This window comes from Agrobacterium sp. SORGH_AS 787, assembly GCF_030819035.1.
Classification (GTDB): domain Bacteria; phylum Pseudomonadota; class Alphaproteobacteria; order Rhizobiales; family Rhizobiaceae; genus Agrobacterium; species Agrobacterium larrymoorei_B.
Map to the genome: position 1 here is coordinate 45,681 of NZ_JAUTBG010000003.1, position 26,297 is coordinate 71,977.

Annotated in this window: 26 protein-coding genes and 3 pseudogenes; 18 read left to right on the forward strand and 11 right to left on the reverse strand. The window is 56.2% G+C overall.

Translation table 11 applies throughout. The features are described from left to right. Positions 1–108 precede the first annotated feature (108 nt). Complete coding sequence (locus QE435_RS23690; RefSeq protein ID WP_349042980.1) at positions 109–1,260, forward strand: MFS transporter; 1,152 nt, start codon at positions 109–111, stop codon at positions 1,258–1,260. Positions 1,261–1,364: 104 nt separating this feature from the next. On the opposite strand, the gene QE435_RS23695 is transcribed toward QE435_RS23690, so the two are convergent. Continuing rightward, positions 1,365–1,865, reverse strand: a complete 501-nt coding sequence (locus QE435_RS23695) for a LysR substrate-binding domain-containing protein (RefSeq protein WP_349042981.1) — start codon at positions 1,863–1,865, stop codon at positions 1,365–1,367. A 34-nt stretch (positions 1,866–1,899) separates the two neighbouring features. Further along, entirely contained in the window at positions 1,900–2,367 is a 468-nt protein-coding gene (locus QE435_RS23700; RefSeq protein ID WP_349042982.1) for a LysR family transcriptional regulator, read from the reverse strand. A gap of 201 nt (positions 2,368–2,568) precedes the next feature. Between QE435_RS23700 and QE435_RS23705 the strand changes: the two genes are divergently transcribed. Genes QE435_RS23705 through QE435_RS23725 form a run of 5 tightly spaced genes read left to right on the forward strand, consistent with a single transcriptional unit; the run spans position 2,569 to position 6,616 of the window. Then, positions 2,569–4,170 (forward strand): NAD(P)/FAD-dependent oxidoreductase, encoded by a 1,602-nt coding sequence (locus tag QE435_RS23705; protein ID WP_349043199.1) that lies wholly within the window; start codon positions 2,569–2,571, stop codon positions 4,168–4,170. Further along, entirely contained in the window at positions 4,167–4,388 is a 222-nt protein-coding gene (locus QE435_RS23710; RefSeq protein WP_349042983.1) for a hypothetical protein, read from the forward strand. The genes QE435_RS23705 and QE435_RS23710 overlap by 4 nt, the downstream gene beginning before the upstream one ends. Further along, a complete protein-coding gene (locus QE435_RS23715) occupies positions 4,385–5,413 on the forward strand; it encodes an NADPH:quinone oxidoreductase family protein (protein WP_349042984.1) in 1,029 nt (342 codons plus the stop codon). The genes QE435_RS23710 and QE435_RS23715 overlap by 4 nt, the downstream gene beginning before the upstream one ends. Then, positions 5,406–6,179 carry an SDR family oxidoreductase gene (locus QE435_RS23720; RefSeq protein WP_349042985.1) on the forward strand — a complete coding sequence of 258 codons (774 nt, stop codon included), beginning with the start codon at positions 5,406–5,408 and terminating at the stop codon, positions 6,177–6,179. Before QE435_RS23715 ends, QE435_RS23720 begins: the two co-directional genes overlap by 8 nt. Before the next feature lie 50 nt (positions 6,180–6,229). Further along, complete coding sequence (locus QE435_RS23725; protein ID WP_349042986.1) at positions 6,230–6,616, forward strand: nuclear transport factor 2 family protein; 387 nt, start codon at positions 6,230–6,232, stop codon at positions 6,614–6,616. A gap of 466 nt (positions 6,617–7,082) precedes the next feature. Here QE435_RS23725 and QE435_RS23730 read toward each other — a convergent pair whose 3' ends face one another. Beyond that, complete coding sequence (locus QE435_RS23730) at positions 7,083–7,694, reverse strand: TetR/AcrR family transcriptional regulator (RefSeq protein ID WP_349042987.1); 612 nt, start codon at positions 7,692–7,694, stop codon at positions 7,083–7,085. A 170-nt stretch (positions 7,695–7,864) separates the two neighbouring features. Between QE435_RS23730 and QE435_RS23735 the strand changes: the two genes are divergently transcribed. The 5 genes from QE435_RS23735 (at position 7,865) to QE435_RS23755 (ending at position 14,260) form a co-directional block, all read left to right on the forward strand. Further along, positions 7,865–9,208, forward strand: coding sequence for an FAD-dependent oxidoreductase (locus tag QE435_RS23735; RefSeq protein ID WP_349042988.1), 1,344 nt, complete (start codon positions 7,865–7,867; stop codon positions 9,206–9,208). A 29-nt stretch (positions 9,209–9,237) separates the two neighbouring features. Then, positions 9,238–10,374, forward strand: coding sequence for an efflux RND transporter periplasmic adaptor subunit (locus QE435_RS23740; RefSeq protein WP_349042989.1), 1,137 nt, complete (start codon positions 9,238–9,240; stop codon positions 10,372–10,374). Between the two features lie 5 nt (positions 10,375–10,379). Then, the gene (locus QE435_RS23745) at positions 10,380–13,532 is read left to right on the forward strand and encodes a multidrug efflux RND transporter permease subunit (RefSeq protein WP_349042990.1); all 3,153 of its coding nucleotides are present in this window, start codon (positions 10,380–10,382) and stop codon (positions 13,530–13,532) included. 150 nt (positions 13,533–13,682) lie between these two features. Then, positions 13,683–13,922 (forward strand): hypothetical protein, encoded by a 240-nt coding sequence (locus QE435_RS23750; RefSeq protein WP_349042991.1) that lies wholly within the window; start codon positions 13,683–13,685, stop codon positions 13,920–13,922. Then, on the forward strand, positions 13,916–14,260 hold the full coding sequence (locus tag QE435_RS23755) for a hypothetical protein (protein WP_349042992.1): 345 nt from the start codon (positions 13,916–13,918) through the stop codon (positions 14,258–14,260). Before QE435_RS23750 ends, QE435_RS23755 begins: the two co-directional genes overlap by 7 nt. Before the next feature lie 125 nt (positions 14,261–14,385). Here QE435_RS23755 and QE435_RS23760 read toward each other — a convergent pair. After that, positions 14,386–15,744: pseudogene (locus tag QE435_RS23760) on the reverse strand (IS701 family transposase). Positions 15,745–16,095: 351 nt separating this feature from the next. Here QE435_RS23760 and QE435_RS23765 point away from each other — a divergent pair. After that, positions 16,096–16,867 (forward strand): annotated as a pseudogene (locus QE435_RS23765) (IS481 family transposase); the annotation flags it as partial. Between the two features lie 1,496 nt (positions 16,868–18,363). Here QE435_RS23765 and QE435_RS23770 read toward each other — a convergent pair. From QE435_RS23770 to QE435_RS23785, 4 genes are all read right to left on the reverse strand, one after another. Further along, on the reverse strand, positions 18,364–18,729 hold the full coding sequence (locus QE435_RS23770; RefSeq protein ID WP_349042993.1) for a transcriptional regulator: 366 nt from the start codon (positions 18,727–18,729) through the stop codon (positions 18,364–18,366). Beyond that, complete coding sequence (locus QE435_RS23775) at positions 18,726–19,007, reverse strand: DUF6516 family protein (protein ID WP_349043200.1); 282 nt, start codon at positions 19,005–19,007, stop codon at positions 18,726–18,728. Before QE435_RS23775 ends, QE435_RS23770 begins: the two co-directional genes overlap by 4 nt. A 133-nt stretch (positions 19,008–19,140) precedes the next feature. After that, entirely contained in the window at positions 19,141–19,722 is a 582-nt protein-coding gene (locus tag QE435_RS23780) for a hypothetical protein (RefSeq protein WP_349042994.1), read from the reverse strand. Positions 19,723–20,098: 376 nt separating this feature from the next. Further along, a complete protein-coding gene (locus QE435_RS23785) occupies positions 20,099–20,356 on the reverse strand; it encodes a DUF333 domain-containing protein (protein WP_349042995.1) in 258 nt (85 codons plus the stop codon). Positions 20,357–20,711: 355 nt separating this feature from the next. Between QE435_RS23785 and QE435_RS23790 the strand changes: the two genes are divergently transcribed. From QE435_RS23790 to QE435_RS23805, 4 genes are all read left to right on the forward strand, one after another. After that, complete coding sequence (locus QE435_RS23790) at positions 20,712–21,167, forward strand: hypothetical protein (RefSeq protein ID WP_349042996.1); 456 nt, start codon at positions 20,712–20,714, stop codon at positions 21,165–21,167. Between the two features lie 3 nt (positions 21,168–21,170). After that, complete coding sequence (locus QE435_RS23795; protein WP_349042997.1) at positions 21,171–21,836, forward strand: response regulator transcription factor; 666 nt, start codon at positions 21,171–21,173, stop codon at positions 21,834–21,836. A 23-nt stretch (positions 21,837–21,859) separates the two neighbouring features. Next, on the forward strand, positions 21,860–23,197 hold the full coding sequence (locus QE435_RS23800) for a HAMP domain-containing sensor histidine kinase (protein WP_349042998.1): 1,338 nt from the start codon (positions 21,860–21,862) through the stop codon (positions 23,195–23,197). A 132-nt stretch (positions 23,198–23,329) separates the two neighbouring features. Continuing rightward, entirely contained in the window at positions 23,330–23,527 is a 198-nt protein-coding gene (locus QE435_RS23805; RefSeq protein WP_349042999.1) for a hypothetical protein, read from the forward strand. 94 nt (positions 23,528–23,621) lie between these two features. Here the strand turns inward: QE435_RS23805 and QE435_RS23810 are convergent, their stop codons facing one another. The 3 genes from QE435_RS23810 to QE435_RS23820 are packed head-to-tail and all read right to left on the reverse strand — an operon-like array spanning position 23,622 to position 25,406. Then, positions 23,622–24,788 carry a tyrosine-type recombinase/integrase gene (locus tag QE435_RS23810; RefSeq protein WP_349043000.1) on the reverse strand — a complete coding sequence of 389 codons (1,167 nt, stop codon included), beginning with the start codon at positions 24,786–24,788 and terminating at the stop codon, positions 23,622–23,624. Continuing rightward, positions 24,751–25,170, reverse strand: a complete 420-nt coding sequence (locus QE435_RS23815) for a type II toxin-antitoxin system VapC family toxin (protein ID WP_349043001.1) — start codon at positions 25,168–25,170, stop codon at positions 24,751–24,753. The genes QE435_RS23810 and QE435_RS23815 overlap by 38 nt, the downstream gene beginning before the upstream one ends. Beyond that, positions 25,167–25,406 (reverse strand): type II toxin-antitoxin system prevent-host-death family antitoxin, encoded by a 240-nt coding sequence (locus QE435_RS23820; protein WP_349043002.1) that lies wholly within the window; start codon positions 25,404–25,406, stop codon positions 25,167–25,169. Before QE435_RS23820 ends, QE435_RS23815 begins: the two co-directional genes overlap by 4 nt. A 229-nt stretch (positions 25,407–25,635) precedes the next feature. On the opposite strand from QE435_RS23820, the gene QE435_RS23825 reads away from it, so the two are divergent. Both QE435_RS23825 and QE435_RS23830 read left to right on the forward strand, forming a co-directional pair. Then, entirely contained in the window at positions 25,636–26,079 is a 444-nt protein-coding gene (locus tag QE435_RS23825) for a DUF1612 domain-containing protein (RefSeq protein ID WP_349043003.1), read from the forward strand. Further along, positions 26,067–26,276: pseudogene (locus QE435_RS23830) on the forward strand (DUF763 domain-containing protein); the annotation flags it as partial. The gene QE435_RS23825 and the pseudogene QE435_RS23830, both read left to right, overlap by 13 nt. Positions 26,277–26,297: the final 21 nt, after the last annotated feature.

Consider the following 26,297-nt stretch of genomic DNA (forward strand, 5'->3'; position numbering starts at 1 on the left):
CTGCCAGAATTTCTGCTTGGGTGTGGAGGTAGGCGACATTTGTGGCGCTTGACAGCGATCGCTCGGGGGGAGCCGAGCGAAATCCAGACATAGGTGGAGGAGGCCACAATGGCTACGAAAGAAACTTGGCACCCGCGCTTGGCGCTGCTCATCGCGCATGTTGCGGGGATGATTGACCTGGTGGCATTGCCGGTTTGGATCAGTACCTTGATCACGGAGTATCATTTTGATCCGCAACAAGCCGGAACTTTGGTTACGCTTTTCCTGGTTGGAACCGTCGCTGCGAGCCTGCTTTTTGCACCGCGATTAAATGACTTCAATGGCCGGATCGTAACGACGGTGTCGCTCGCCCTGGCGGCGATAGCCTGGGCCGCGGCAACGCAACAAACCCATTTCATTCCAATGGCCATTTGCCATGCAATGGCCGGATTCACTGCCGGAACGGCGCTTTCCTTTACTCATGGCACGATCGGGCGAAGCCTGAACCCGCACCGGCTGTTCGCGATGGCTGGCGGGGCGATCGGCGTCTTCGGCACGATGTTCCTCGGAACCGTCCCGATGCTCGTGGCCACGCAGGGTCGGGAAATGGTGTTTTTTGTTTTCTGCGGTCTCATGATCTTGGCGAGCCTGACATCGCTGCTCGCATTTCCAAAACCCACCGTCGATTATGATCATATTGCGGCGGCTGGCACGCAAAAGCTCAGCCGCGCTGTTTGGGCTGGTATTTTCGGCATCAGCCTGATGGCTGTAACCCAGTCGATGGTCTTCGGGTTCTACCAGGAGATCGGTACCGGACACGGTTTCTCCACAGATGCGATTGCCGGCGTCTTGATCGCTCTTGGAATCGTCAACCTGTTACCAGGACCTGCCGCCGGCCTTCTTGAAAAGAGACTGAACCCGGAGAAGGTGGTTCTTGCCGGACCGGTTGTGCAGGCTATTTTCGCGCTAGTGATAACCTTGAGCTCTACTTTTCTTCCCTATGCGGTAGCAGGTTCAGTATTTGTGGCGACCATGGTTTTTACCCACACATTTGCATTCGGTCTCTTGTCTCGGCTGGACGGTAGCGGTCGGGCTGTTGCAGCGACGCCGGCGATGCTCATGACCGGCGCGGCCGTTGGCCCAATCCTTGGCGGAACTCTGATACAGATATCGGGCTTTGCCTCGATCGGCTTCGCGGCCTGCGTATGCGCAACGCTTGCGGTTATATCTTTTACCAAGGCGCGGTTCATCCACAATCATGTTGCGGCCCCGGGCGAATAGTTATCGGTCATCATCGAACGTGCCACCCCAAGGGGCCTCGCCGTCTTACCGACGGCGAGGCCGGCTTTCTTCTATCGGGATATAGCAAACTTCCCAGTCCGCGATCATGCAGACGCTCCGTTGAGCGTTCGCGCGTGGGCCTCCATTCGTTCAACAAGCCATTGAATCGCGGGATCGCCCCGGCTCGAAGCGCGCCATTGGACGCATTCTTCGAAGATTGGGAGAGCCGTGGGGATCTCGAATATTCTAAGCGGAAAATGCCTCGCATAATCACTGGCAAGCCGTCGATGAAAAATTGCAACCCTTGGTGTCCCCATTAAATAATGTGGCACCAGACTCCATGCTGGAACGATCACCTCTATCCTTCGAGGTGTAAAAGATCTTTCGAGAAATGTGGCGTCAGTTGTCGGCAAGCCGGAACCGCCCAGTCTAACAAGGACATGTCGCATCGCCATGAAAGAGTCGATGTCCGCCACATCATCCACGGTATGGTTGTTGGCGCAGGCGACCCCGACGAAATCGTCCTTGAAGAGCGGCTTGAAAGGATGGTTTTGCGAGAGCGCCTGCTGGGGGCCGAGGAGCACGTCGATGCGCCCCGCGTCCAATGCATCACCCGGGATATCGGCGTACTGATGCAGATCACGCCTGCTGGGGGCCGAGGAGCACGTCGATGCGCCCCGCGTCCAATGCATCACCCGGGATATCGGCGTACTGATGCAGATCGAAAGTCATCCCCGGCGCCTCAACTGCAACAGCACGCAATACATTCGCCAGAAAGATCGTCGCCGCATAGTCCGACACCATAACGGTGAAACTCCGCCGAGCATCCTCTGGCAAAAAACGCGTTTGTACGGCCAAACGCGAACGGACGGTTGCCAGTATTTCCTTGGCCGGAACGGAAAGCGTCGAGCCCAGAGGCGTTGGAATCATCTGCTTGCCGTTCTGCGTTAGAAGATCGTCGTTGAAGTATTGTCGCAACCTGTTCAGCGCACCGCTCATGCCGGGTTGACTGATATTCAACTTCTCGGCCGCGCGGGTGACGTTGCGTTCACTGAGTATCGCGTCGAGTGCGACGATAAGGTTGAGATCCAAGCCGTTGAAATGCATTTTGTTTCCCCCGAAAATCGGCCGGTAGCCTTTTTGCAACGGCGACCGTCGCGCCCTAGGCGCTTAGGCCATCAACCAATCGCGCTAGTTATGGAAATACATAAATGAAATCACTTTTGCAAATGGTTCGGGCCCCGATACAATCTTCACAAGTGAAAATTTATGACGTGGACCGGCTGAACCTCTTTGCGCTGGGCACACGTGCTCTGGGAGGAAATCTTGACTATATCAACGACATACGATTTCATCGCGATCGGTTCGGGACATAATGGACTGATCGCCGCTGGCTATTTTGCCAAAGCCGGCAAGAGCGTTCTCGTCATTGAGAGCCAACCCTGGCTCGGAGGCGGTGTTGTCACGCGCGAATTGACCGCTCCGGGCTTCTGGCACGATCAACACAGCACCGCTCACATTTTTATCCAGGCCAATCCAGTCCTTGCGAAGGACGAACTCAGTTTGAAATCGCGCTACGGTCTTGAATACATCTATCCCGATCCGCCGCATATTTCAGTCTTCGAGGATGGTGAGACGCTAGCGCTTTATACCGATCGGTCAAAGAATTATAAGGCGATCGAATACTTCTCAAAAACGGACGCGGAATCGTTTCTGAAGCTTGCTGAATTGGGCGATCGCATCCTGCCCATGCTTCTGTCGGGCCTCTACTCACCCCCGATACCAAACGGCGCTATGAGCGCCATGCTCGACCAGAGCCGGGAGGGTCGTGAAATTCTGATGATCATGCAGAAAAGCGCCCTCGACATCATTACCGAGTATTTTGAGAACGACTATGTCCGGGTGCATTTTCTCAAGCTGGTCACGGAAAACCTGCAACTCCCTGACGAGATGGGAACGGGAATTGGGTTGTTTATGTTCGTTGCCTTTCTCGAACGCTACGGAATTGGTGTCGCCAAAGGCGGCAGCGGTGCGCTGACTGATGCACTCGTTGCCCAACTGCGCGATCACGGCGGAACCATCCTCACGCAAACCAGAGTCGAAAAGGTCCTGGTCAAGGGCGACCGCGCCGTCGGGGTACGGACCGCGCAGGGCGAATATTTCGCAAGGGATTGCATCATTGGCGCACTCCACCCCCATCGTCTGCACGCATATATCGACAACCTTGATCCTTACGTCGATATGGCCGCGCGCAAGACACGGTCAGCAGCATTCAGCGCATTTGTCGTTCATGGCGCGCTCAAGGAACCTGCGAAATTTGCTGCTGGCGACCATGTGAACGGCACGATCATCACGGAGTTGCTCCCCACCAGGCTCGAACATTTGCGACGGTCCTTTGATGAACTGCGTTACGGCGTGCTGCCTGAAAGACCGCTTTTCGGGGCGAATTGTCCGTCTAATGTCGACCCGTCGAGAGCACCTGCGGGGAACGCGACATTTCTGATGTTCAGCTATGCGCCCTATGGCCTCACCGACGGCGGGGCTGCGCGCTGGGATAGCTACAAGGAAGAATATGCCGATTGGCTTTGCGAAAAAGCCGACACATTCATCACCAATCTCAGCAAGGATAATTTCATCGCCCGTACGGTTTACAGTCCGCTCGATTTGGAACGCGATTCAGAAAGCTTCCAAAAAGGCGACATCCACGGCATCGCGCCCTATTCCTACCAATTCGGATCGCACCGACCGACACCCGACCTTGGCGGCCTGACGGTTCCCGGCATCGAACGCCTGTTCCTCGTCGGTCCGTTCATGCATCCGGGAGGCGGGGTATTCGGCGCAGGCAGAGCGGCCGCGATGAAGGCTTTTGAGGCGATCGGGCTCGATTTCGACAAGGTAAGCGCAGCATGAAAATCTTTACCACAGACAAAACCGAACTCATGACGATCAGCTCGATCGAAGCTAAGGGCGCCGACTTACTGATCAAAGGCAAGATATTTGGCGCGATGCCGATGTCTGCCGTCATTACGCCGGAACAGGCGAGACTGGCTTTCCGGCTGCTAACGCCCCGGTTGATCTGGTTCTTGTTGAGCCTGCCGTTCAAACGTCCCCAGGGAGAGAAGAAATGAGCCTATCGAGAACGATGCTGTCGGTTCGCTTTCACCAAACAGGAGGCCCCGAGGTTTTACGCGTGGAAACCCTGGCCCGTCCAGAACCCAAGAAGGGTGAGGTGATTGTCCGGATTCTCGCTGCAGGCGTCAATTTTGCCGATCTGGTCAGGCGGCGCGGCGACCATTACCCCGTCCCTACCCCGCTGCCCTTCAATCCGGGATGCGAATTTGCCGGAATCATCGAAGATTGCGGCGAAGGCGTGGACAGGTCGCGGATCGGTGAGTCAGTCATCGGTGCCAATATTGTGGGTGGTGCTTATGCGGATTACATCGCCGTCGAGGCCACGAATCTCATGCCGTGGTTCGAGGGTCTTTCACCCGAACAGGCGGCAATGCTTCCCATTCAGGGCCTGACGGCCTATCTCGCTCTCACAGATGCAGGCATGTTGACGAAAAGCGATACGGTCTTCGTGCAGGGCGCTACGGGCGGCGTCGGCTCCTTGATCGTACGAATTGCGAAGGCACTGGGCGCCAAACGCGTCGTCGCCGGCGTCGGCCATGAAAGCAAGGCCCGTCTGGCTCTAGCCGCCGGCGCAGATGCGGTGGTCGATTATTCCCAGCCGGATTGGGTTGACGCCTTGCGCGCAGCCAGTGGTGGCCTTGGCGTCGATCTCGTCATGGATGCGACCTCGGGACGCATTCTGGAAGGCGGGATCGACTGCCTGGTACCGAGCGGTCGCGCCGTGGTCTTTGGCCATGCGGCACCAACTTCCAATCCCGTCAATGTCACCAGATTGCTGGAGGGCAATCTCCGCGTCACAGGCTTCTTTCTCGGCTACTACCACATGAAAAGACCAGACATCGTGGTCGCCGCACTAAAAAGTCTAGAAACTCTGGTCAAACGCGGCGAACTCGACCTCGCGCCGGCGAAAGTTCTGCCGTTCGCCAGGGCAGAAGAGGCGCATCGCCTAATGGAGGAGCGAAACAGCGAAGGCAAGATCATTCTGGTGCCATCGAACCGAATGGAGGACCAAAATGGCTGAAGATTTCGACGGCAAGGTGGTAGTGGTTACCGGCGCAACATCGGGAATCGGATTCGCCACGGCTCTGGCCTTCGCCGAGAAGGGGGCGCGGCTCATCCTGAGTGGACGCGCATCGCTAGACCCCGTTGTCTCGCGATGCCGCACGCTGGGCGCGGAGGCTTTCGGTTTGTCCGGTGATCTTGCGAAGGCGGAATTGAGCCGCAGTATCATAGGGGAAGCGATCAACCGGTTTGGCACCGTTGATATCCTGATCAACAACGCGGGTTTCGGGACTTCCGGCGGTGTCGAGACTGTGAAGGAAGAGCAGCTGCGTGCGGTCTGGGACGTGAACTTCCTGGGTGCCTTTCGCATGTCGCGCCTCGCCATCCCCATCATGCGCGAGCATGGCGGCGGCGCAATCCTCTTCACCACCGCGCTTGCCGGTATGTACGGCATGGCCAACGCGCTCGCTTATTCGACCAGCAAGGCCGCCGTCATCAATCTTTGCAAGGCGATGGCGATGGAGGTCAGTCGTGACGGCATCAACTGCAATTGCGTAAGCCCCGGCCCCGTCGACACTCCAATGCTGCAGGAAGCAATCGATGCCTACGGGCTTTCGCGCGAAGATTTCCAGGCAGTTTCGCCGACCGGACGTATTGCCACGGCGCAAGATGTCGCCCACGCATTGTTGTTTCTGTCATCTGGCGCTGCCCGCTCGATTAACGGTCATGTCCTTGTTGTCGACAACGGCATGTATGCAGGCATGTTTACTCCAAGCCCAGCATGAGGCGGCGCGCCCTAACACGCCAAACAGAAGTCAATACAGGAACGACAAAAATGAGTGAGAGAATTCAGCCAAACAGGGAAATCGCGTTGGATTTTCACCACCGCGCCTTTGTTGAAAAGGATCCGGACTCGGCTATTAAAGCCCACGTCGGTTCAACATACATACAGCACAATCCCCAGGTAGCCAATGGTCCTGAAGGCTTTGTCGCCTTTGTTAAAGGTTTTCACCAGCAGTTTCCCGATTTCAAAATCGAAATCAAACGCACGATCGCCGACGCCGATCTCGTTGCAATACACTTTTGCGCCTATTTGAACAAAGAGGACCGCGGTACTGCCGGCGTCGATATATTTCGTATTGAAGGGGGTAAAGTGGTTGAACACTGGGATATTCTTCAGCCGATACCCGAGCAGGCCGCCAATTCCAACGGCATGTTCTAAGAAGGGATTGATGTGGCGGACGGCCTCCTGCCCAGCGCCATAATGGGGTTTGTTAGGAGCCGCAATGAGGAAGGCCGTCCGCCTCATCCGGCCTCTCCTGCGCCTACACATAATATCAAACATACTTCTGCGACACCAGGCGGGCCTCGTCACACCGGGAGGCGAAACGCCGGATCAGGTGGTGAGCACTGCCGCACGCCTGCATAGCAATCGTGCAAGTTGGGATCTTGCTGACAATCTTTAAGCGTCTGCCGCCGCATCGTTTGGCGGAAAGTCACGGGAGCTTGTTGTTGACGTGAACAACGCTGCAGATGGTTTGTCATTGATAATCGTCATGGAACAGCTGTTGCTTTAACAATGAATCATCATACTCGATACCCTTGGAAGGCGGCCACCCCATAATCATCGTTGCGGGGATGCACCCGTGGGAGGCATTAAAGGTGCTGCTTATTTACAAAAGGCATTGTCATCCAATGGCGAGACCTGAACGGGAGTAGGCACGTAGGAATACATCGACAGCAGCGACCACAGCCTCCCTTGGCGCAAATTCCGCTTCCGCTCCATATTGGAGTGGCTCGACGATCCCCGCCTCGAGAAGCCCCTTGAGATGAGCGGCGGCGATGCGGGGATCGGCGGTATTGATGATATTTCGCTCCTTCAAATGTCTCATATATGTCGTTAGATGTTCCCAACCCATTTTGGGACCACGCACGTATAGTTCGGGTCCAAGTTTGGAATTAGCCGCCTCCGCAACGGCAGTGCGAACAATCGCCAATATTTGGTCCGACGTCACCAATCGCAAATAGGCTTCACCGAAGCTTTCGAGAACACGGCGGAGATCGGGCTTCGACGGGTCGAGCATCGCCGTCAGCTGTCGGCCTTGCTCTTCCATCGCCTCCGTCATTGCCGCCGCAAACAATTCCTCTTTTGACTTGAAGTATCCGTAGAGCGTGGTCTTCGATCCGCCGATCCTCGCGGCGATCATGGCAATGCTCGCGCGCTCATATCCCAGCTCGCGAAACACCTGCGTCGCGGTTTCGAGAATCGCCCGGCGACGGGCATCGGTTCTGACACGCATTTCGACCTACCCTTCCGATCGTCTGTTTTGGACCGACTTGTACTGTAATCCATTGACAACGCAACTCGGCACCGTTAACTAAACCGTACAGTACGGTTTTAAAAAAAGTCTAATATGGCTCCTGCCTTCGGCGGTCTCAAATGGTTCCAGGCGCGCAGATAAATCATCATATGAAGAGCCAAAGTATAACGAGCCAGCCGCAGGAATGGCAGCGACATCGGGTGGTCGTGGTGGGGGGTGGAGTTGCTGGCCTCGTGATCGCCTCCAGGCTCGGACGCCGGTGGAAACAGCGAGATCCCTTGTTCTTCTTTTCGCCGTCTATGACGCTGATCGAGTCCGACACCGCCCATGTCTGGAAGCCGATGCATCACATCATCGCAGCGGACACGCATAGTATCTCGCAGCAACAGACCACCTATCTGGCTCAGGCGCGCGATGCCGGGTTCATCTACGAATTTGGTGAGGTTTGCGGATTGGACCGCGCCGTCCGGGAGGTGGCAATCGCGCCCGTATACGAGGCCGACGGGCGTCTGCTCATTCCCGAGCGCCGAGTAAAATACGATACGCTGATCCTAGCCGTTGGAAGCCGCGCAAATGATTTTGCGACGCCCGGCGTAAACGAGCATTGCCTCACCCTTGATTCCCGCCTAAAGGCCGAGGCATTTAATCACGAGGTCCGGATCCGGGTACTCCAATGCGTCAAGCTTGGGCAAGAGTTGTTGATTGCCATTGTTGGCGGCGGTGCGACCGGTGTGGAGCTTGCTGCCGAACTGCTGCAGCTCATCGAGGCCTCCTCCGCATACGGTGTGAGTCAACGGACCGAACGCATCGCCATCACCTTAATCGAAAGTGGGCCAAGACTGCTTTCCACCTTTCCGACGGATATTTCCTCCGCCACCCAGGTACGCCTTATCGCCCTGGGTATACGAGTGATCACCAATGCATGTGTCAGCAGGGCCGAGGCGCATGAACTAACCCTCACAGACGGTCGGAAAGTTCCAGCATCGCTGAAGATTTGGGCCGCGGGAAACAAGGCGCCGGATTTGCTCACTCGCCTCGACGGACTTGAAACCAATGACAGGAATCAACTGCTGGTCCTGCCTTCACTGTGCACCACTCTGGACACCAATATTTATGCACTTGGCGACTGTGCGAGTTTCGCGCGGCCTCGGGCATCCCATCCGTTACCACTGACGGCTCAAGTCGCGCATCAACAGGCGCAGCACTTGATCCGCCATCTTGAGAGGAACATCGTCGACGGCATCCCGGTTCCCGACTTCACTTATCGGGACTTCGGCTCCCTTTTCTCGCTCGGAGATTACGACGCCTATGGACCACCGGGTCAGTTCGGACCTTTCGCTGGCGGGTTCTTTCGGGGGCGCCTCGCTCAGCTCAGCCATAGTCTGCTCTATCGCAGCCACCAGTCGTCGCTTCATGGCTTCTACCGCGGCAGCCTCCTCTGGCTGATCGACTGGCTGAATGCGCGCCTGCGACCTACCATTCGCCTGGACTAAAACAACAAAAATTCGAAACGAGGACTGCCATGCGCAATGTCTCTTGCCATCTCCTGACCCTTGCTTGTCTATCCTTCGCCGCCGCCGCATCGGCCCAGATGCCGGGAGCCGGAGGTCCTCCGTCGGTCGGTATAGTTACAGTCGCCGAGACGGCGATCGCCGAAACCACAGAGTTCAACGGTCGTATCGAAGCGACCGACAAGGTCAACATCGTTGCACGCGTCTCGGCGTTTCTGGAAGAGCAGCTGTTCAAAGAAGGCGCTGACGTGAAGAAGGGAGACCTTCTATTCCGTTTGGAGCGGTCGCCCTACGAGGCTGACTTGGAGGCTAAGGCCGCCTCGGTTGCCGAAGCGCAGGCCACACTTGAAAACGCCAACATCGCCTTTGATCGGGCAGATCAATTGCGCAAATCCGGCTCAGGTTCGCAAAGCACGCTGGATAACGCGCTTGCTACGCAGCGGACCTCGGCCGCACAGCTTCGTTCTGCCCAGGCGGCATTGCGGTCGTCAACGATCAATCTGGATTACACGGAGATCCGCTCGCCGATAAATGGCCGTATCGGCCGGGCCTCAGTCGCCGTTGGCAACGTCGTTTCCGCCTCGTCGGGAACGCTCGCCTCCATCGTCAGCCAGGATCCGATGTACATCACTTTCCCGGTGCCAACCCGTCAACTTATCGAATTCCAACAGAAGCGTCGGACCGGAGGCAGCCAAGGTTTGCTGCTGCGGCTTCGGCTGCCCGATGGCCGCATTTACGATCAGACCGGCAAGCTCGATTTCGTCGATGTCAGCGTTGCTTCGGACACCGATTCCATCACGTTGCGGGGCACCATTCCCAACCCGCTCATGCACGATGGACAGCGCGAACTATTCAACGAGGAATTCGTCCGCGTCATCGTAGAGGCTGTGACGCCGCAGAAGGTTCTCGCTATCCCACGGGTCGCGGTCCTGACCGACCAGCAGGGCGATTATGTCTATACGGTCGGTGCCGACAATGTGGCCAAGCTTCGCCGCATTAAACTTGGGCAATCAACCGCCGAAACTGCGGTGATCCTCGATGGGCTCGCGGTCGGCGACAAAGTGGTTGCCGAAGGTGTCCAACGCGTGCGCCCCGACGCGCCGGTGACGCCGCAGCTTTTGACGACCCAACCCGGCACGAAGGGCTGATCCCGATGATCTCCAATCTTTTCATCGACAGGCCGCGCCTAGCCATCGTAGTTGCCATTGTTATCTCGCTCGCAGGCGCTCTGGCGTTGACAAGTCTGCCGGTGTCCCAGCTTCCAGACATCGTGCCGCCACAAGTGTCGGTAACCGCCACCTATCCCGGCGCCTCGGCCGAAGTCCTCGAAACGACCGTCGCCCAGCCGATCGAATCAAAGGTCATCGGTGTCGACAAGGCGCTCTACATGAAGAGCACCAGCGGCAATGATGGCAGCTATACGCTCACGGTCAGCTTCGCGCTTGGCAGTGACCCGGACATCAACACGGTCAATGTAAACAACCGCGTGCAGACGGCGCTCTCACAACTGCCGACGGAGGTTCAGACCCTCGGTGTCACCGTGCAGAAGAAGTCTTCTTCCATCCTGCAATTCATCACCCTCAGCAGCCCGGACAACCATTTCGACCCACTATTTATGACGAACTATGCGACGATCAATGTTCTTGACGAACTTTCGCGCATACCTGGTGTCGGCTCCGCCTCGCTCTTTGGTCAGATGAACTATTCCATGCGCATCTGGTTCAACGTGGATCGCCTGTCGAGCCTCGGCATGGTGCCCTCGGACGTCGTCAACGCCATCAACGCGCAAAATGTCCAAGCTCCCGTCGGCCGTATCGGCGCGCGGCCTGTGCCGGATGATCAGCAATTCCAGTTCAACGTGCAGACCCAGGGTCGCCTGACCACGCCGGAGGAATTTGGAGACATTGTCCTGCGCGCCAATTCGGATGGATCGGTGCTAAAGGTAAAGGATGTCGCCAGGATCGAACTCGGAGCCCAGAACGAGGACTCGTTGAACCGGTTTAACGGCAAATCTTCGGTCGCGGTCGGTATCTATCTGTCTCCGGGCGCTAACGCGCTCACGGCGGCGTCCGCCGTCAACCAGAAGCTGCAAACGCTGCAATCGCGCATGCCAGAGGGCCTGAAGGCCCAAGTCGTGTATAATTCCACCGACTTCGTATACGATACAATCGAAGCGGTAGTCCACACGCTGATCGAAGCCTTTGTGCTCGTCGCGCTCGTCGTCTTCATTTTTCTCGGCAACATACGCGCGACGCTCATTCCGATCATCGCCGTCCCGGTTTCCGTTATCGGCACGTTCGCCGTGCTGCTCGTGTTTGGTTATTCCGCCAATACCGTCTCACTCCTCGCCCTGGTGCTCGCCATCGGCATCGTGGTCGATGATGCGATCGTTGTGGTGGAAAATGTCGAGCGCGTGCTGGAAGATGAGCCGGAGCTGTCGCCGGCCGCCGCCACCAAAAAGGCGATGGCACAGGTGACCGCTCCGATCATCGCCATCACGCTCGTGTTGCTGTCGGTATTCGTCCCAATCGGGTTCATCCCTGGCATTTCTGGCGAGTTATTTCGACAGTTCGCCGTCACAATCAGCGTGGCTATGTTGATCTCGGCACTGAACGCCTTGACGCTCTCTCCCGCGCTCTGCGCCGTCTTCCTGCGCCACGGAGGCGAAAAACGTGGCGTCATGGGTTGGATCAGCCGCCGTATCGACGGTGTGCGTGACGGATATGGTTGGATCGTGCACAAGACCTTGCGGCTTTCCATCCTCTCGCTCGCAATTATCGGGCTCTGCGCCTTCGGCGTGTTCGGTCTTTCCAAGATTACGCCGAGCGGCTTCCTGCCGGAAGAGGATCAAGGAGCATTCTTTATCAACGTACAGCTTCCGGACGGTGCCTCCGTCGCTCGCACAAGCGACACCGTGCGGCAGGTCGAACAGCTGCTGCGCGGCTTGCCGCAGGTGACGAACGTCACCTCGGTGATCGGTTACTCCCTTCTCGACAGCTATTCCGCCAGCAACAATGCCTTCATGATCGTTCAGCTGAAACCATTCGAGGATCGCAAGGCGGCCACCGACAAGGTGCAAGTTGTCATCGGTCAGGTCTTTGGTGGTGTGCAGGAGATCCGCTCGGCAATGATCCTGCCTTTCAACCTGCCGCCGGTCATCGGCCTCTCCACGAGCGGCGGCTTTGAAGCAATGGTCGAGTCCCTCGCTGGCGCCGACCCAGCAACTATGGGGAGTATCGCCAACGGCATTGTCGGGGCCGCAAATCAGGACCCCGCGTTGAGCCGCGTCTTCACCACCTATGCGGCCAATGCGCCGTCGCTTTATCTCGATATCGATCGCGAAAAAGCACAGGCGCTTGGTATCAGCATCAGCGACATCTTCTCCGCGCTGCAGGCAACCCTCGGCGGCTCCTATGTCAATAACTTCAACCTGTTCGGGCGCACTTGGCAGGTCAAGGTCCAAGGCGACGTCGACAATCGCAGAGACATTCCCGCCCTCTGGGATATCTATGTTCGCAGTTCGTCAGGGGCCATGGTACCCCTTCAGTCCATCGCGGAACTCAAGACCATCGTCGGTCCCTCCGTTATCACGCGCTATAACAATTATCGCGCAGTCACCATTAATGGTTCGCCAGCGCCTGGAGTTTCCTCGGGCACGGCAATGAATGCTTTCCAGGCCGTGGTAGGGAGAGCCTTGCCCGCCGGTTATGCGCTCGAATGGACTGGCACGTCCTACCAGGAACGCCAGGCGGGCGGACAGACGACCATCATTCTCGGGCTCGCGCTACTCTTCGCCTATCTCTTCCTAGTGGGACTCTATGAGAGTTGGACAATCCCCATCCCCGTACTGCTCTCAGTTATCATCGGCGTGTCCGGTGCCTTTGCCGCAGTGGTTGGTTGGGATCTTACCCTCGACCTTTACGGTCAGATCGGCCTCGTCGTACTCATCGCTCTGGCGGCGAAAAATGGCATTCTGATCGTTGAGTTCGCCAAGGAGCAGCGTGAACGTGGCATCGACATCCGCGACGCTGCGGAAAATGCCGCGAAGCTCCGCTTCCGTGCCGTGATGATGACCTCGATCGCCTTCATCCTTGGTCTGGTGCCGCTGGTCTGGGCGAACGGCGCCTCGATGCTGGCTCGTCAGAACGTCAGCTCGCCGGTCTTCATGGGCATGGTAGCCTCCAGCACGCTTGGGATCATAGTCATCCCGATGCTCTACGCCACCTTCCAAGTTGCGAGAGAGAAACTGAAAGCGACCTTCGCGCGAAAACCCCCTTCCCAAGCTTCCTCAAGGCACTCCAATTGAGGAGGAAGGATGTCTACACTCCCGCCCCTATTGGACATCCTCGAGACGCGCGCATGCCGCCGCGCGCGTCTCGGACCTGCTATCTGTCTTCGAGCCGATCGTTCAGTGGCGCCGCAGCAGGGTTTCCGGTCGCTTTCGAGGAGCGTATGATTGGCGCCGCTTCAAGCCCTTGGCGTCAACCTGGACGATCTGGCAGTTCTCACCATTGCGAAACGTCTTGATCGGCGCAAGGCTTTTGGGTTACTGGCCCGGAATAAACGCGATCCTTGGTGGTCTTCTGTTATCAATCATCATCATCAAATTAGGCGGTCCCTCCTCTATCACGATTGGATCGCGATGGGCCTGTTGCAGGTCGGGATGAGGTTTCTTCTCGTAAATCATCCTTGCTGACGACAGACTGGTCGTTTGCCCTGTTTTGTTCCCTGCTGGCGATGGTTGCAACTCTGACGACTTGGATCGGTAAGACGCCGGATATCAATGGCGGCCTTTGGCTTAAGGCAGGCGGCCTGACAAATTTCAGCTGCATTGCCTGGAAAATCGTTGGTCGTAAGGCGACCCCGCACGTCGAGCCCGACATCTCGCGGCCTCCATGCTTTTTTGGCTTATCTATCATCGGCTTGGGATTCTCATCGCGAAAGCATCCCTCAACGCGGGAATCTGCAGTCCAGTTGTCCAACGATGTTGCGCTTGCCCGTAAGGCAGTTAACCCATCGCAGGAGACGCTGTGAAATACTCTTCCCATTAAGTCGTCGCCAGCCATAAGCCGTCTTAAGCGTGGCCGTCCTCCCATCGATGCTACTTTTCGCCATGAAGCAATCCTGCTCTAGGCAGAGGAAGCATTCGTAGAGCAGGGCTATTCTAGCACTACTTTGGCAGAATTGAATTTTTGCGCTGAAAGTGCTGTTGACAATGCGGACATCGTATTCGTGCTGTCGCTACAGCAAGTGCATTGATCACGGCTCGACGGACGGCTGGCAAGGTCGGTTCAGGCGGTCCGCGGCGCACGCGTCGCTTCTTTTTTTTCCCGCTTTGCAGTTTGCAATCTCTGGTGCTGGAGGAAAGCATAGGCGATCATCGTCATCAGGGCGTGTCGGTGCAGCCCTTGCCACGATCGGCCTTCGAAGTGATCGAGACCAAGCTCCTCTTTCATCTGCTGATGAGCCTGTTCGCAGACCCACCTCGCCTTGATCGCGGCTGCCAGCACTTTCAAGCCCGCATCGGCTGGCAGGTTGGACAGGTAGTATTTGCGTTTGTCATTTGATCGCCATTCGCCAATGAGCCAGGCTGCTTCGCTCGGCATGTACTGCTGTCCCTTATCAAGAATGCGTTGTGGCGTGCCGTCGGCGATCCGGATGCGCAATGCTGCAAACCGTACGGTCAGGCGACCTTTTGTGCCACGGCGCCAACTGACTTTCTTCCAGCTTGCAGATGCCAACATCGTTTCGGCGGCCACCGAAAGGGTGTCAGGGATCGAATGCTTGCGAGAACGGCCATGACCGGAGACGGGAAAGATCAATCCGACATCATCGGGATAGACCTTCTGATGCTTGGGAATACCGACCGCCCAGGTGAGGCCACGTCCACTCAATCCCTTTCGGAACGCAGCCGACAGGCCATAACCTGCGTCAGCCAGCACTGTGCCAAACCGCACGCCTGCGGCCATCAGTCGATCGATCTCGGCAAGAGCAATCTCCGGCTTCGTGCGAGAGACCCTCATATCCTCTGGGACCCCGGCTTTTGCCATACGCTCCTGATCACCGATCCAGCTCTCCGGCAGGAAAAGACGCAAGCCAATTGGAACAGGAACCTCGTCTTTAGCAAGCGTCACCGACACCAGCGTCTGGCAGTTTGCTCTCTTGCCCAGCATCGAGGCGTATTGCGGCGCCACTCCGACCGAGTGATCGCCCTTCTTCGGCAGGCCGGTGTCATCGATCACCAGAAATGCATCGGATGCGCCAATGATCCTGTCCGCCTGCAGCGCAAGCTCGGTCTCAAGAGGGACAGCATCCCAGAGGCCATCGGATATGAAATGGTGGAGGCGGTCGTATTGGCCTGGAGCGAACCGTTCCGCTATCGGCTCAATACTTTTGCGGTCACCGGGGCCAATGAGCCCGGACACGTAAAGAGGGCACATCTGTCGCCGCTTCCTGTGTCCGACCTTCTCCAGAAATGGCTGCAAAAATGCCGAAAGCTGCGTATCCCAATCCGCCATATCGCGCCCCGAAAGTGAGAGCGCAAATCATCTCAAACCAAGCTTGCCTAAATCTGCCAAAGTAGTGCTAGTAAAGAGACGTCCACTACTTTACCACTCCAACTTGTTCCGACGCTGGTCCCCTCGCCTTCTGTATACTTCCCAATGGAGATCGTTCGCCTAAGCTCTCCAACAGGCGTCTTGTGAGCCGGTATTGCGAAGTTCTCGGTCATGCGACCGCTTGTTATGGCCAAGCTCAAGCTTCCAGGCTTCAAAGTCGCCTTGTTGCGGGCGCCGCTCCGGTGAGCCGACTAGGTGTTTAGTCCCACAGTGTGGTGGCGTATCATTATCGCGATCAAAGAGGGACACGCTATGGGCCAATTTCTTCATGGCAGCGCCAAGACCACGTACGCCATTCGAGCAGAGTTACAGCGCTCGAAAGCTTCAGCCGCGGCGCTCGCGCGGCGGTACGGCATCAACGAAAAAACGGTGAGGAAATGGCGATCTCGGCCAAGCGTCGAAGATGACGCGATGGGTCCCAAAGAGCGCAGAAGTACGGTATTGTCGGCGCTTGAAGAAGCCGCGATTGTTTCATTGCGAGTGCAGGCTCGGTTGCCACTCGACGACGTCTGTATCGCTCTGAAAGATGTGATCCACATCTGTCCCGCTCAAGCCTGCATCACTGCTTGCAGCGCCTCTCGCGTCTGCCGAAGGTTGATCGTGAAAAGCCCAAGGGGTTCAAATCCTACGGGTTCGGCTATTTCCATATCGATATTGCAGAGTTGCGATACGCGGGTGGAAAGGCTTTCCTCTTTCTGGCGGTCGACCGCACCTCGAAGATCGTCGTCGCCAGAATTTATCGCAAGGCGACAAAGCTTATCGCAGCCGGCTTCCTCAAGGCCTTGGTCAAAACAGTACCCTACAAAATCAACACAGTGCTCACCACAACGGCGTCCAATTCGTGCAGCATGAGAGAGCAACAGAACGTGGGTTTGTCGATCACATCTTCGTCGCAGTATGCGCCGCAAACGATATCGGGTATCGTCAGACCAAGCCTTATCATCGATTCACGAATGGGCAGGCTGAACGCATGGTCAGAACGATTAAGGATGCGACTGTGAAGTCATTCCATTACGCCTCGCTCACTTGTCAGCTGACAAGGTTTGGTTGAGGCGTCTGTAAGATATGTCGGAAATATCGCCTCGCCGACGAGGCCCCAAGGATCACCACCCCTGCTCTCCCGTAACCTTGTCAGCTGACAAGGTCGAGAACACATTCCCCTGGCCCGATTTTCTAAGCGGACTTTCAAGCTACCGCGCGGGCCGAACGCTACTTTTGCGGTACGCGATCTTCCAAAGGTCGACATGCCTGCCGTCTGTTCTCCAAAACATCGTAGTATCTTCGCGCCGAAATCGACAGCACCTGAAAGACTATTGACCTAGGCTGCTTCACTCGCGCTGCGTTTAAGCAAATCTCTATCTGCACGATACCGATCTTTGTCTTGTCCCGGAAAGGAGAGTCAAGCGCTTAAGAAGTCGTTCAGTAAGACCAAGGTGGAAAGCGTAGCTGAAAGTGTGATGACTGGACCTAGCAACGCCCTGCATAGGAAAAGTTCACCAATCGGCCATTGAGGGTGAAGAGGGGAGCGCGAGGAGAAGGGCCGAAGGGGTTACTCCCGCCACAATAGCTGCCGAACGCATCCCTCGTAATCACGCTACTTGTCTTTCTGACACCATCATCATATCGACGTGACTATTGCTGGACGGGCAGTTTTACGCACCGTGCTAGCCCTTCCCAACTAGTCCAAGCTCGACCAATGCCGACGCGCCATAAATGCAGGCGCTTTGCGTCCTGATCCAACCTGTGCGCAATCTCACGCACGCTTGCGGTTCCGCTTCCGAAAAGGACGTTCAATAGCTCTCAACGACACTCGGCGATGCGCGCGAAAAATGTTCCCGCCGTCTCAAAGTTAAGCGTTTCACCTTGATGCTCACCACTACCAAGTCCCAACACCAGCGCGCTTTCTAGCTGCAGGTAATGCTGATTTCCAGTTTGCATTTGCCGCGATTGTCAAAGTTCTCATGACTGCCTCCGATCTTTGACCTCGAGAAAAAGCCCTTGCTCAGCTGGTAGATTGTTGTGAACTGGTGCTGATACTCATCCGAATTACCGGGAATGCCCCCATTAAGGTAAGTGATCTGCGAGAACGTTCATATTCACATGGCGGCAGTAGCCGATATCTAATCATGCCAGACAATGACGGTTTTCATAATTGATCCGCGCTTAGCGAACAGATCAGTCGGAATTCGACGAGGAGTGTTCGGGGACGATTTCCCGGCAAGTGCGCTCATTACGGTTTCGGGCCTCAAAACACCTGATCGCCCGGTCAAAGTGGAGGCGATTGCCGTGAAGCAGCAGCAGGGGAGATGTGGCTACTCTGTCGCGGAGGCGACCAAGCACGCTCGGTTACAGAGAAGCCGATGGCATTCCGCCGTGAACAGGTCCCTTATGATGGGCGGGCGGGGGAGTGCGAGGGGAAGGGCCGAAGGGGGTTCCCCCTTGCCCCGAAGCGCCTCGACTTCTCGGCCTGCGATCAAGCCGACGAACGTTACCGCGCATGGTGCGCTGGTTTGGCAGCTTTCACGCGGCAGTTTTCGCAGTCACGTCGAACTCGAAGTGGATACCATCGTAGGGGAACTCCACTCCCTTTTCGTGACGGTCGATCACTCCGCTATTGATGAGCGTAATCACATCGCGATGAACAGCCTGAACATCGCGGTTGACGCGACGGGCAACCTCACGAATTGCCAAAGGACCTTGCGCGGTCAGAACTTTTACGATGTCGAGCCGCGATGGTGCAAGAATACGATGCATAGCCTCGTAGCTCTCAAAACCAAGGACCGGGGGTGCATCTTCAAGCGTGTCCGACGCGGCGCGTTGAGCTTTTGCCAGAATTTCGGCTTCAAGATCATCAAATGTCGTCAACCTTACAGTCAGTTTCGTCATGATATGATCCTTTCCATGTCTGCCTTGAAGGCTCGAAGCAGGTCACGAAGACCTGTGAATTCTATCTGCTCTTCGCGACCTTCGATGTATCTATGGTCGCCTTTGCCGCGCTCATTGTCGTAGCGAAGCACACAGGTTCCTTCGACCACAAGCGCTAAACGGTACTTGTATGGATGAGCGCTCCCGGGAACCGGCTCGGGCAACTGCCACATCACGATCTCGTAGAACGAGCGTTCAGAAAGAACGATACGAGATTTCTGGATAAGCACTGCCTTCATGTTGTTCATCCTAACAACATCTTTCCTGTTGTCAAGCGGAACAACGGGCGATTAAACAAAGAAACCCCGCCGCAGCGGAAAGACGCTGCGGCGGGCGACGGCTGGTTTCACTTAGCCGCCTCGGGGAACTGCATCAGTTCATCTTCGGCTGATCGGCCTCGTCAGCCTCATCGGCTATACCGTGCACCTCGTCGCCGCTGTCATCATCTACGCTCAACGGATCAGCAACAATCGCCGCTGCCTTCGCTGGCCGGATGGGGGAGGGGAGCCACGCGGAGCCTTTGGTCTGCGCCTCTGCATAGGCTGCGGCCTCTGCCTTCTTCATCCGACCGACGCCACTTGCGAAGTCCGGTCCCTTGATGTCCATCAGCACCGCCTCGATGCTGTCACGGGTGAGGTGGTTGAAGTAGCTTTCCGCCGTCGCCTCGAAATAGTTCGTCATATCGAGGTCGAGTGCATCCGCCAGCACCTCGGCATGGGCGCGCTGCGTCTTGCGGTAGTCGTACTTGTCCTTCACCGCATCGATGGAATGGGCTGCTGCGAAGGCCAGCAGTTCGACCAACTCGTGCTGATCGCGCTCAAGGCACCATTCGAAGATATCGGCCGGGTTGCCGGGGACATGATCGCCAAAGTGTTCTGCCAGTTCGGCAAGGCCAACGATGGCAAGATTGCTTGCCGGTGCCTTCATGCTGGTCTCGACCGATCTGCTGGTCAAGACGGTATCGACGCAGGAATGATCGCGCAAATGTGCCAGGACGGTCTGAACAGGAGGGCGTGCACAACCCGTGAAAGCGCGACATGATGATTGTTGGTAAGTTTCAGCCGCAAAGCTGCGGTGCGCTGCGCCGTCAGGTCCCCGACGAGCGTCGCGGAGTGCACGAGGGCGGGCACGACAGGAGCCTACGGTTTGGCAGCGTTGCTGGCTGTCAGCCTCGCGGAGCGCAACAAAATCTTATGGTATCAAACCCCCTATCCCTAGTCATCCACTGGGGGAATGCGGTAGACTATGGACAGGGGAGACGCCCGGGGTCAATCGGTCCTGTGGTAACTCCAACAGAACCTCTGGAGATCTCAACTCTTGCTAGGTATCATCAGTTAAACGGGTTTTCGTCCTCGGATGGGACCTCACCGTCGAACATGTGATACAACGTCCACTCCTCAACTACCTTATCTCCGGGCAGATAGCACAGGCCGATTTCGTCACCCGACTGCAGTTTCGCACTGACAGACCTGCCACCCATTTTGACGCAGAGCTCGGACGCGGGATTAGCCATTGCTTGAGCTGAGGTTGTCGCGCCAGCAAGATTGATGAGGGCCAGTACGCTCAGTACAGAGTAGTAAAGACGCATAGTATTTTTCCTTGAATCGCTACGCGCACACGTAGCTGTTATGTGACATCTGGCGCTGGTATCAGCGCAGGAGAAAGCAATCTGTATATGTCCAATCACGGCACTTTAGCGGACCGCTAATCGACCATCCGGGCGGATTTCGGGTCGCGAGGATGGAGATGACGACCATAAGAATGGCCCCTACGAACACCACTGCTGGAAGAAAGCGTGTGACCACTTAAGAACCTCAATGAACTGACAGCATTCAGATTGCGAAGGTTTGCTATATTCGAGAGGATCTGACAGCAGCTTGAAGCTGTTGTCAGCAAACTGTCATCTTTGTTCATCTATAGGCCAGTCTTCGTGGGAGACGAACGTGAGCAATATTAGCATAGTGCAATACAGGCAGATTTGCTTCGCAGCGATGTTTTTGATCGCAGTCGGTTTATCGCCGCAAGCTCACGCTGAAGACGGTCCAAGCGACGAGACCCATTCGGAGGAACCCTCTCAGACTGACGACGGCTTTGGAGCGGTTGGCAGCGCTTACAGCGGCAGTGAGACCGGAACTTCCCTGAGCCGGCCTTCAATGGATGCAACACCTGGTGAAGGGCAGAGCCAAGGGGAGAAGACCGCTCTACAAAACCAGCACATCCTGCCACTCGATAACATCACGGCAAGCACTCAAAAGCTTACGAATGGTCGCATCTTGGATGCTGAGCTTACACAGCGGCGTGGTTCTCTTAGGTATGAGCTCAAAGTGCTCGAGAATGACGATCGGCTGCGGAGATACTGGTTCGATGCCCGAAGCGGACGCTTGATTGGAGTAAAGTGAAAAATGCGGATCCTGATTGCTGAAGATGACAGGCGAATAGCCGAATCTCTTTCCCTCGCACTCTCTGCAGCCGGTTTCGTCACAGAGCTGTCCACGAATGGGGAAGACGCATGGTTTAGAGGAGATTCCGAGGCGTTCGATGCTGTTGTTCTAGATCTCGGCTTGCCGGTCCTTGATGGACTGACCATCCTCAAGCGGTGGCGCCGCGAGGGACGCTTCACCCCGGTATTAATCCTGACCGCTCGCGGAGACTGGAGTGAAAGAGTGGAGGGCATCGAGTCAGGCGCGGATGATTACGTTGTGAAGCCCTTCAGAATGGAGGAGGTTGTCGCTCGTGTGAGGGCGCTGGTTCGGCGATCCGCTGGCTTCGCCTCACCGACGATTGCGATCGGAAAATACACCCTCGATACAAGGCTGAAGCAGGTTTCAGTGGCGGGAGTGCCCATTGCTCTTTCCCCACAAGAGTATCGTCTTATAGCTTTCATGGCTCACAGACCTGGAAAGGTCATTTCCCAGTCGGAAATCACTGAGAATCTTTATGCGCAAGATGCTGATCGTCTCTCCAATGCCGTTGAGGTGTTGATCGGTAGGGTCAGGCGTAGATTGGGCGCCGACATCATCATAACCCGAAGAGGATTGGGATATATGCTCGGCGGCGCTTCAGAATGACTTCAAGATCGCTGAAGTCTCGCATGATCAGCGCGGGTACAGTCTGGATCTTACTCGCTCTCATCCTTGCAGGATCGGCAATATCCTACCTATTTATCGAGAATGTCGAGAAGGGCCTACGTTCTGATCTCAATGCAACCCTTTCGCGTCTGATCGCAATCATCGACATTGAAACGAAGGGAAATTCTCCAAGGCTTACACGTCACCTTCCGGACCCGAGGTATGAAACGCCCTTTAGCGGTGTGTATTGGCAGATCGTTGATCTCGACAGCCAAATGGTAACGCGCTCACGATCGCTTTGGGACAAAATTCTCCAAGTCGCGCCGACTACGGATGGTGAACACTTGTCGAGTATCAGTGGCCCGGCTGGTCAATCCCTTTCGGCACTGTCGCTGACGACGTCATTCCAGGCCGGAGATAAAGAACGGCACTATCAGGTAGTCGTTGCCCAGGATCGCTCGATCCTTGACGAGACGATAATGCATTTTACGTGGGAACTGACAGCAGCTTTCGTTGTGTTGGGGGCTGCGCTTATCATTGCAGCCGTTCTACTGGTCAAATTTGGCTTGGTGCCATTTCGGCAACTGCGATCCGAGGTGGAAGACGTCCGTAAGGGTATTTCTTCATGTCTGGAAAAGCAGTACCCGGCAGAAGTTTACCCTCTTGTTGCGGAAGTGAATGAACTCCTTAAATTGCAAGAAACATCGATGGAATTCGCGCGAGCACGAGCTTCCGATCTTGCTCACGGCCTGAAGACCCCTTTGTCTATTCTTGCAACGCTTGCCCACGAGCTTGAAGGGCGCGGTGAGAAAAGCGCTGCGGCACTTTTGTTCAGTTTGTCTGACGAGATGAATAGCAGAGTCGAGTATCAGCTTAAATTATCCAAACTTCGACAAAGAGCTAAGTCTCATACTTTGCGAACCCACCTAGAATCAATCGTCAGTCGCGCGGTCGCAGTCCTTGAAAGAACCCGCGATGGCGAGCGGCTCGATTGGCGAATCGAAATCCTGCAAGATAGCGAGGTAAATATCGATGCCAATGATCTCGTTGAACTTGTGGGAGTAGTCTTGGAGAACGCGGCGAAGTGGGCCAAATCGACGGTAGCTGTAACAGTTACCGCTCAGGGGGACGTTGCAGAGCTGCGAGTGCATGATGATGGACCAGGGATCGAGAAGTCGAAGTTAGAGCTGGTCGGCTTAAGGGGCCAGCGTTTTGATGAAACTGTAAACGGTTTTGGACTGGGTTTGGCGATAGCGAAGGAAATTCTGGCGATCAACCGCGGTTCCATCGCCTTTGAGAGCGGTCCGGCGATGGGCACACTGGTTACTGTGAGACTTCCACTGTCGGCTGCAGGCGACTGACAGCTAAATGACATAGATTTCAGCGATGCGTCAGTAGCAGAATGATACACACTCTGGAAATCTTGCAGCACGTCCTGTGTCGTCAGTTGATGCCTGCGAGGGTTGGGAAATTCACAAAAAAGGCATGGCGTAATGATGAGCAAGCTTCCTCTGGATGAGTTAGATGACGAAGGTTCTCCGGGGGCTGTCATCGGGCTGGCAGCTGCATCAATCTCCGGATTTACTGTTGGCATCCTGATGAGAGGTGAGCTCTTCGTCGCAGTGGGTGTTATCGTCGTGGCGATAGTCTTTGCATTTGCTGGATGGTTGGCAAAGGGCATGATCCCTTGAAACTACGTGTCGAAGTGGACCCACCTCGGGTACGAAACCAACCTGCGCGAAAATGCAGCGACAAGTCGCAATGATGGGACTGTCGCGTATTCGGTCAGAGCAGCCTTGCAGCCCTCCCGCTTCTTCTTGTGGCACTGTTGTAATAGCTGGATGCCTGCTGGACGGATCGATGACGTGACTGCTCCATCGCTTCTGGAAGCGGAATGCCGCGGTTCGCGGCCTCGGTAAGATATCCTGATCTCAGACCATGAGCAGAAAACTCTGCGGGGTCGAGACCAGCAAGCGCCGCGCGGTGCTTGACGACATCATTGACCGACTTTGGATCGAGCGGTCGAGGAGACAAGTTTCCCCAACGATCGATTTTGCGAAAGATCGATCCTGACTTGATGCTGGCTGCCTTCATCCAAGCATTAAGCGCCTCTACCGGTCGACCCGTGAGATAGACGATCTCATCGTGATCAGCGCCAGAGGTTTTGGTACGGCCGAGATGGATGGATAGCGAGGGGAGGGGAGGGCCATCCTGGCGCTCGATCGGCGGCTCCTGTGTCAGTTGCTCTTTGCGTAGTCCCGCAATTTCACTACGTCTGCGGCCACCCGATGCGAATGCCACCATGAGGATAGCCCTGTCGCGGAGATCACGCAGACTGTTGCTACCGCATGACGCAAGAAGCTTCGCCAACACATCTCCCGTCACGGCTTTTGCGCTCTTGCGCTTGCGTGGTCGTGGTGTCGCGCGAACCGCGAGGCGAATGGCTTGCTTCAGGGCAGGGGAGGCGAACTCCCCCGCCACACCGCGCCATTTGGTAAGCGTTGACAATGACGCAAGACGCCGGCGCACGGTGTCTGGCGCATGCGGACCGAGTGACTTGAGGAACCCCTGGTCGCGCAACAACCGATCCACATCCTGCGGCATGCCGTGGCCAGGATCGTCACGCCGGCGCTCCGCGTCCCACAGATGATGGGCAACGAACTTCAGAAGTAGCGCTTCGGGAGCTGGCCACGGAAGACTCTTGCCAGTCGATGCCAGACACCATGCCTGGAGATATGCTAGGTCCGAGGTCAGTGCGCGAAGGGTGTTCTCGCCCATGCCTTCGTTAACCAGATGCTTCAGCGTTTCGATGTCCTGATCGGTCAGAAGCTCGGCTAGCTCATCGCGGCGCTCAATCGGCAGGACGGCGGCGATGGTGTCAAGTTTTTCGGCCCGTTCGGAAATCGTCCTATCGTCAGTCGCCATGGGCGAACGGACCCAGTACTTCAACATCCTGCTTCCGGGCAGCGGCGGCGAGTTTGCGGTCGAGCGTGGCTAGCGCCAAGCTTCTGTTCATGGCAAGAGCAAGATAGGCGGCGTCATAAGCACTTAGTACGTGCTTGTTCGATAGGACAAGCACCATTCCATCACTGCCTATTCCCGCGTCGTCCAGCGGAAGACGCCTGACCCGCTCCATTCCAACAAGTGCATCGCCCGGTCCGATGCGCCCACGCCGCTCTGACATGGCAAGAATATTGCGGATCTCAAACCAGAACAGCGACGGGATAGGGCAGGTTGCAGATATCGACCCTATGATAATTTCAGCCTCGGCGGTAAATTCTTCTGGCAGTAGCCATGCGGCTGCCATGGACGCGTCGATGACAAAACTCATCATCGACGGCCTTCATCGCGCCAGGATAAAATTTCCTCATGTGTCGATGGCGTCGCCCTTGAACGCGCGGCACGCACCTCGTTCATCAACAGTTGCAGGTCACTTTCTTTTCGGATTCTCGACATGCGCACGATTGGGTCATTGCCACGTGAAATGATCACATCCTCACCGGCTTCAACTCGCACCAGCAGTTCGGACAGATGCGCCTTCGCTTCAGATACTTTGACGGTGGTGCTCATGGTGGCTCCGATGACAACGATTTGACCAAAAATATCGAACCGCGCCGACATGGTCAACCGCAGAGTCTTCTCACCTCCGATAAGGGGTACTTATCAAAGGTTATGCACCCAACTATGACCCATACGAAGTGCTGAATCTTAATGCCGAGATCGCTTTCATTTAAGCTTCTGTTAACCATGATTTCAACGACTTACGATATCACGAAAATCAGCATGACAGACCGAAAACTTGCCGGCAGTGCTACAGGCAATCATAGCCCTCGATGCTTGGAACGAGCTGTCCGTGCTTCAGCACGCCCCTTGCTGGGGGCTTGTTCGCTGCTTCCATCCTACGTTAGGTCGGCATCACGTCAGCTCCGCATCTGGCCGCCATCAATCTCGCCTGAAAATCATCCCGGTGGATCGCCGCCGAGGCCGCGATCGCGAGACGCGGTTGCTGGCCATCGCTCAGGGTTTGCTGGCGGCCGCCGAGATCGGCATGAAGAAGCATGACCGGCTAACCTTGGCGAAAACGATGTTCGAGCCAAAACTGGAGGGGCGGCGGACGTCTTCAAAACTGCCGGAACTGGTCGAACCCGTCATGGCAAGGCCGCTCGTTTCGGCCGGGATGGTGGCCAAAACCTTGGAGACGACGCCGCAGGCGGCGCGGCGGAGCTCGGAACGATCCGGGTGATGAAATCGGCGGTGAAGAAGATGCGGCTAGGCCAGCAGGAAGAACTGCTTGCTATAAAGCGTCTTGATGATCAGGCGCGTCAACTGGAGCGGTACGTGACTGGGCCTGACCTTAAAGAAATCATCGCGGGCGAATTCCAACATTCGGCCGAGTTTGGGGGCCGGTCAATATTTGGGCCTGAAGTCGATCCCGAATAAAGAAACCGAGATAGCTAATTT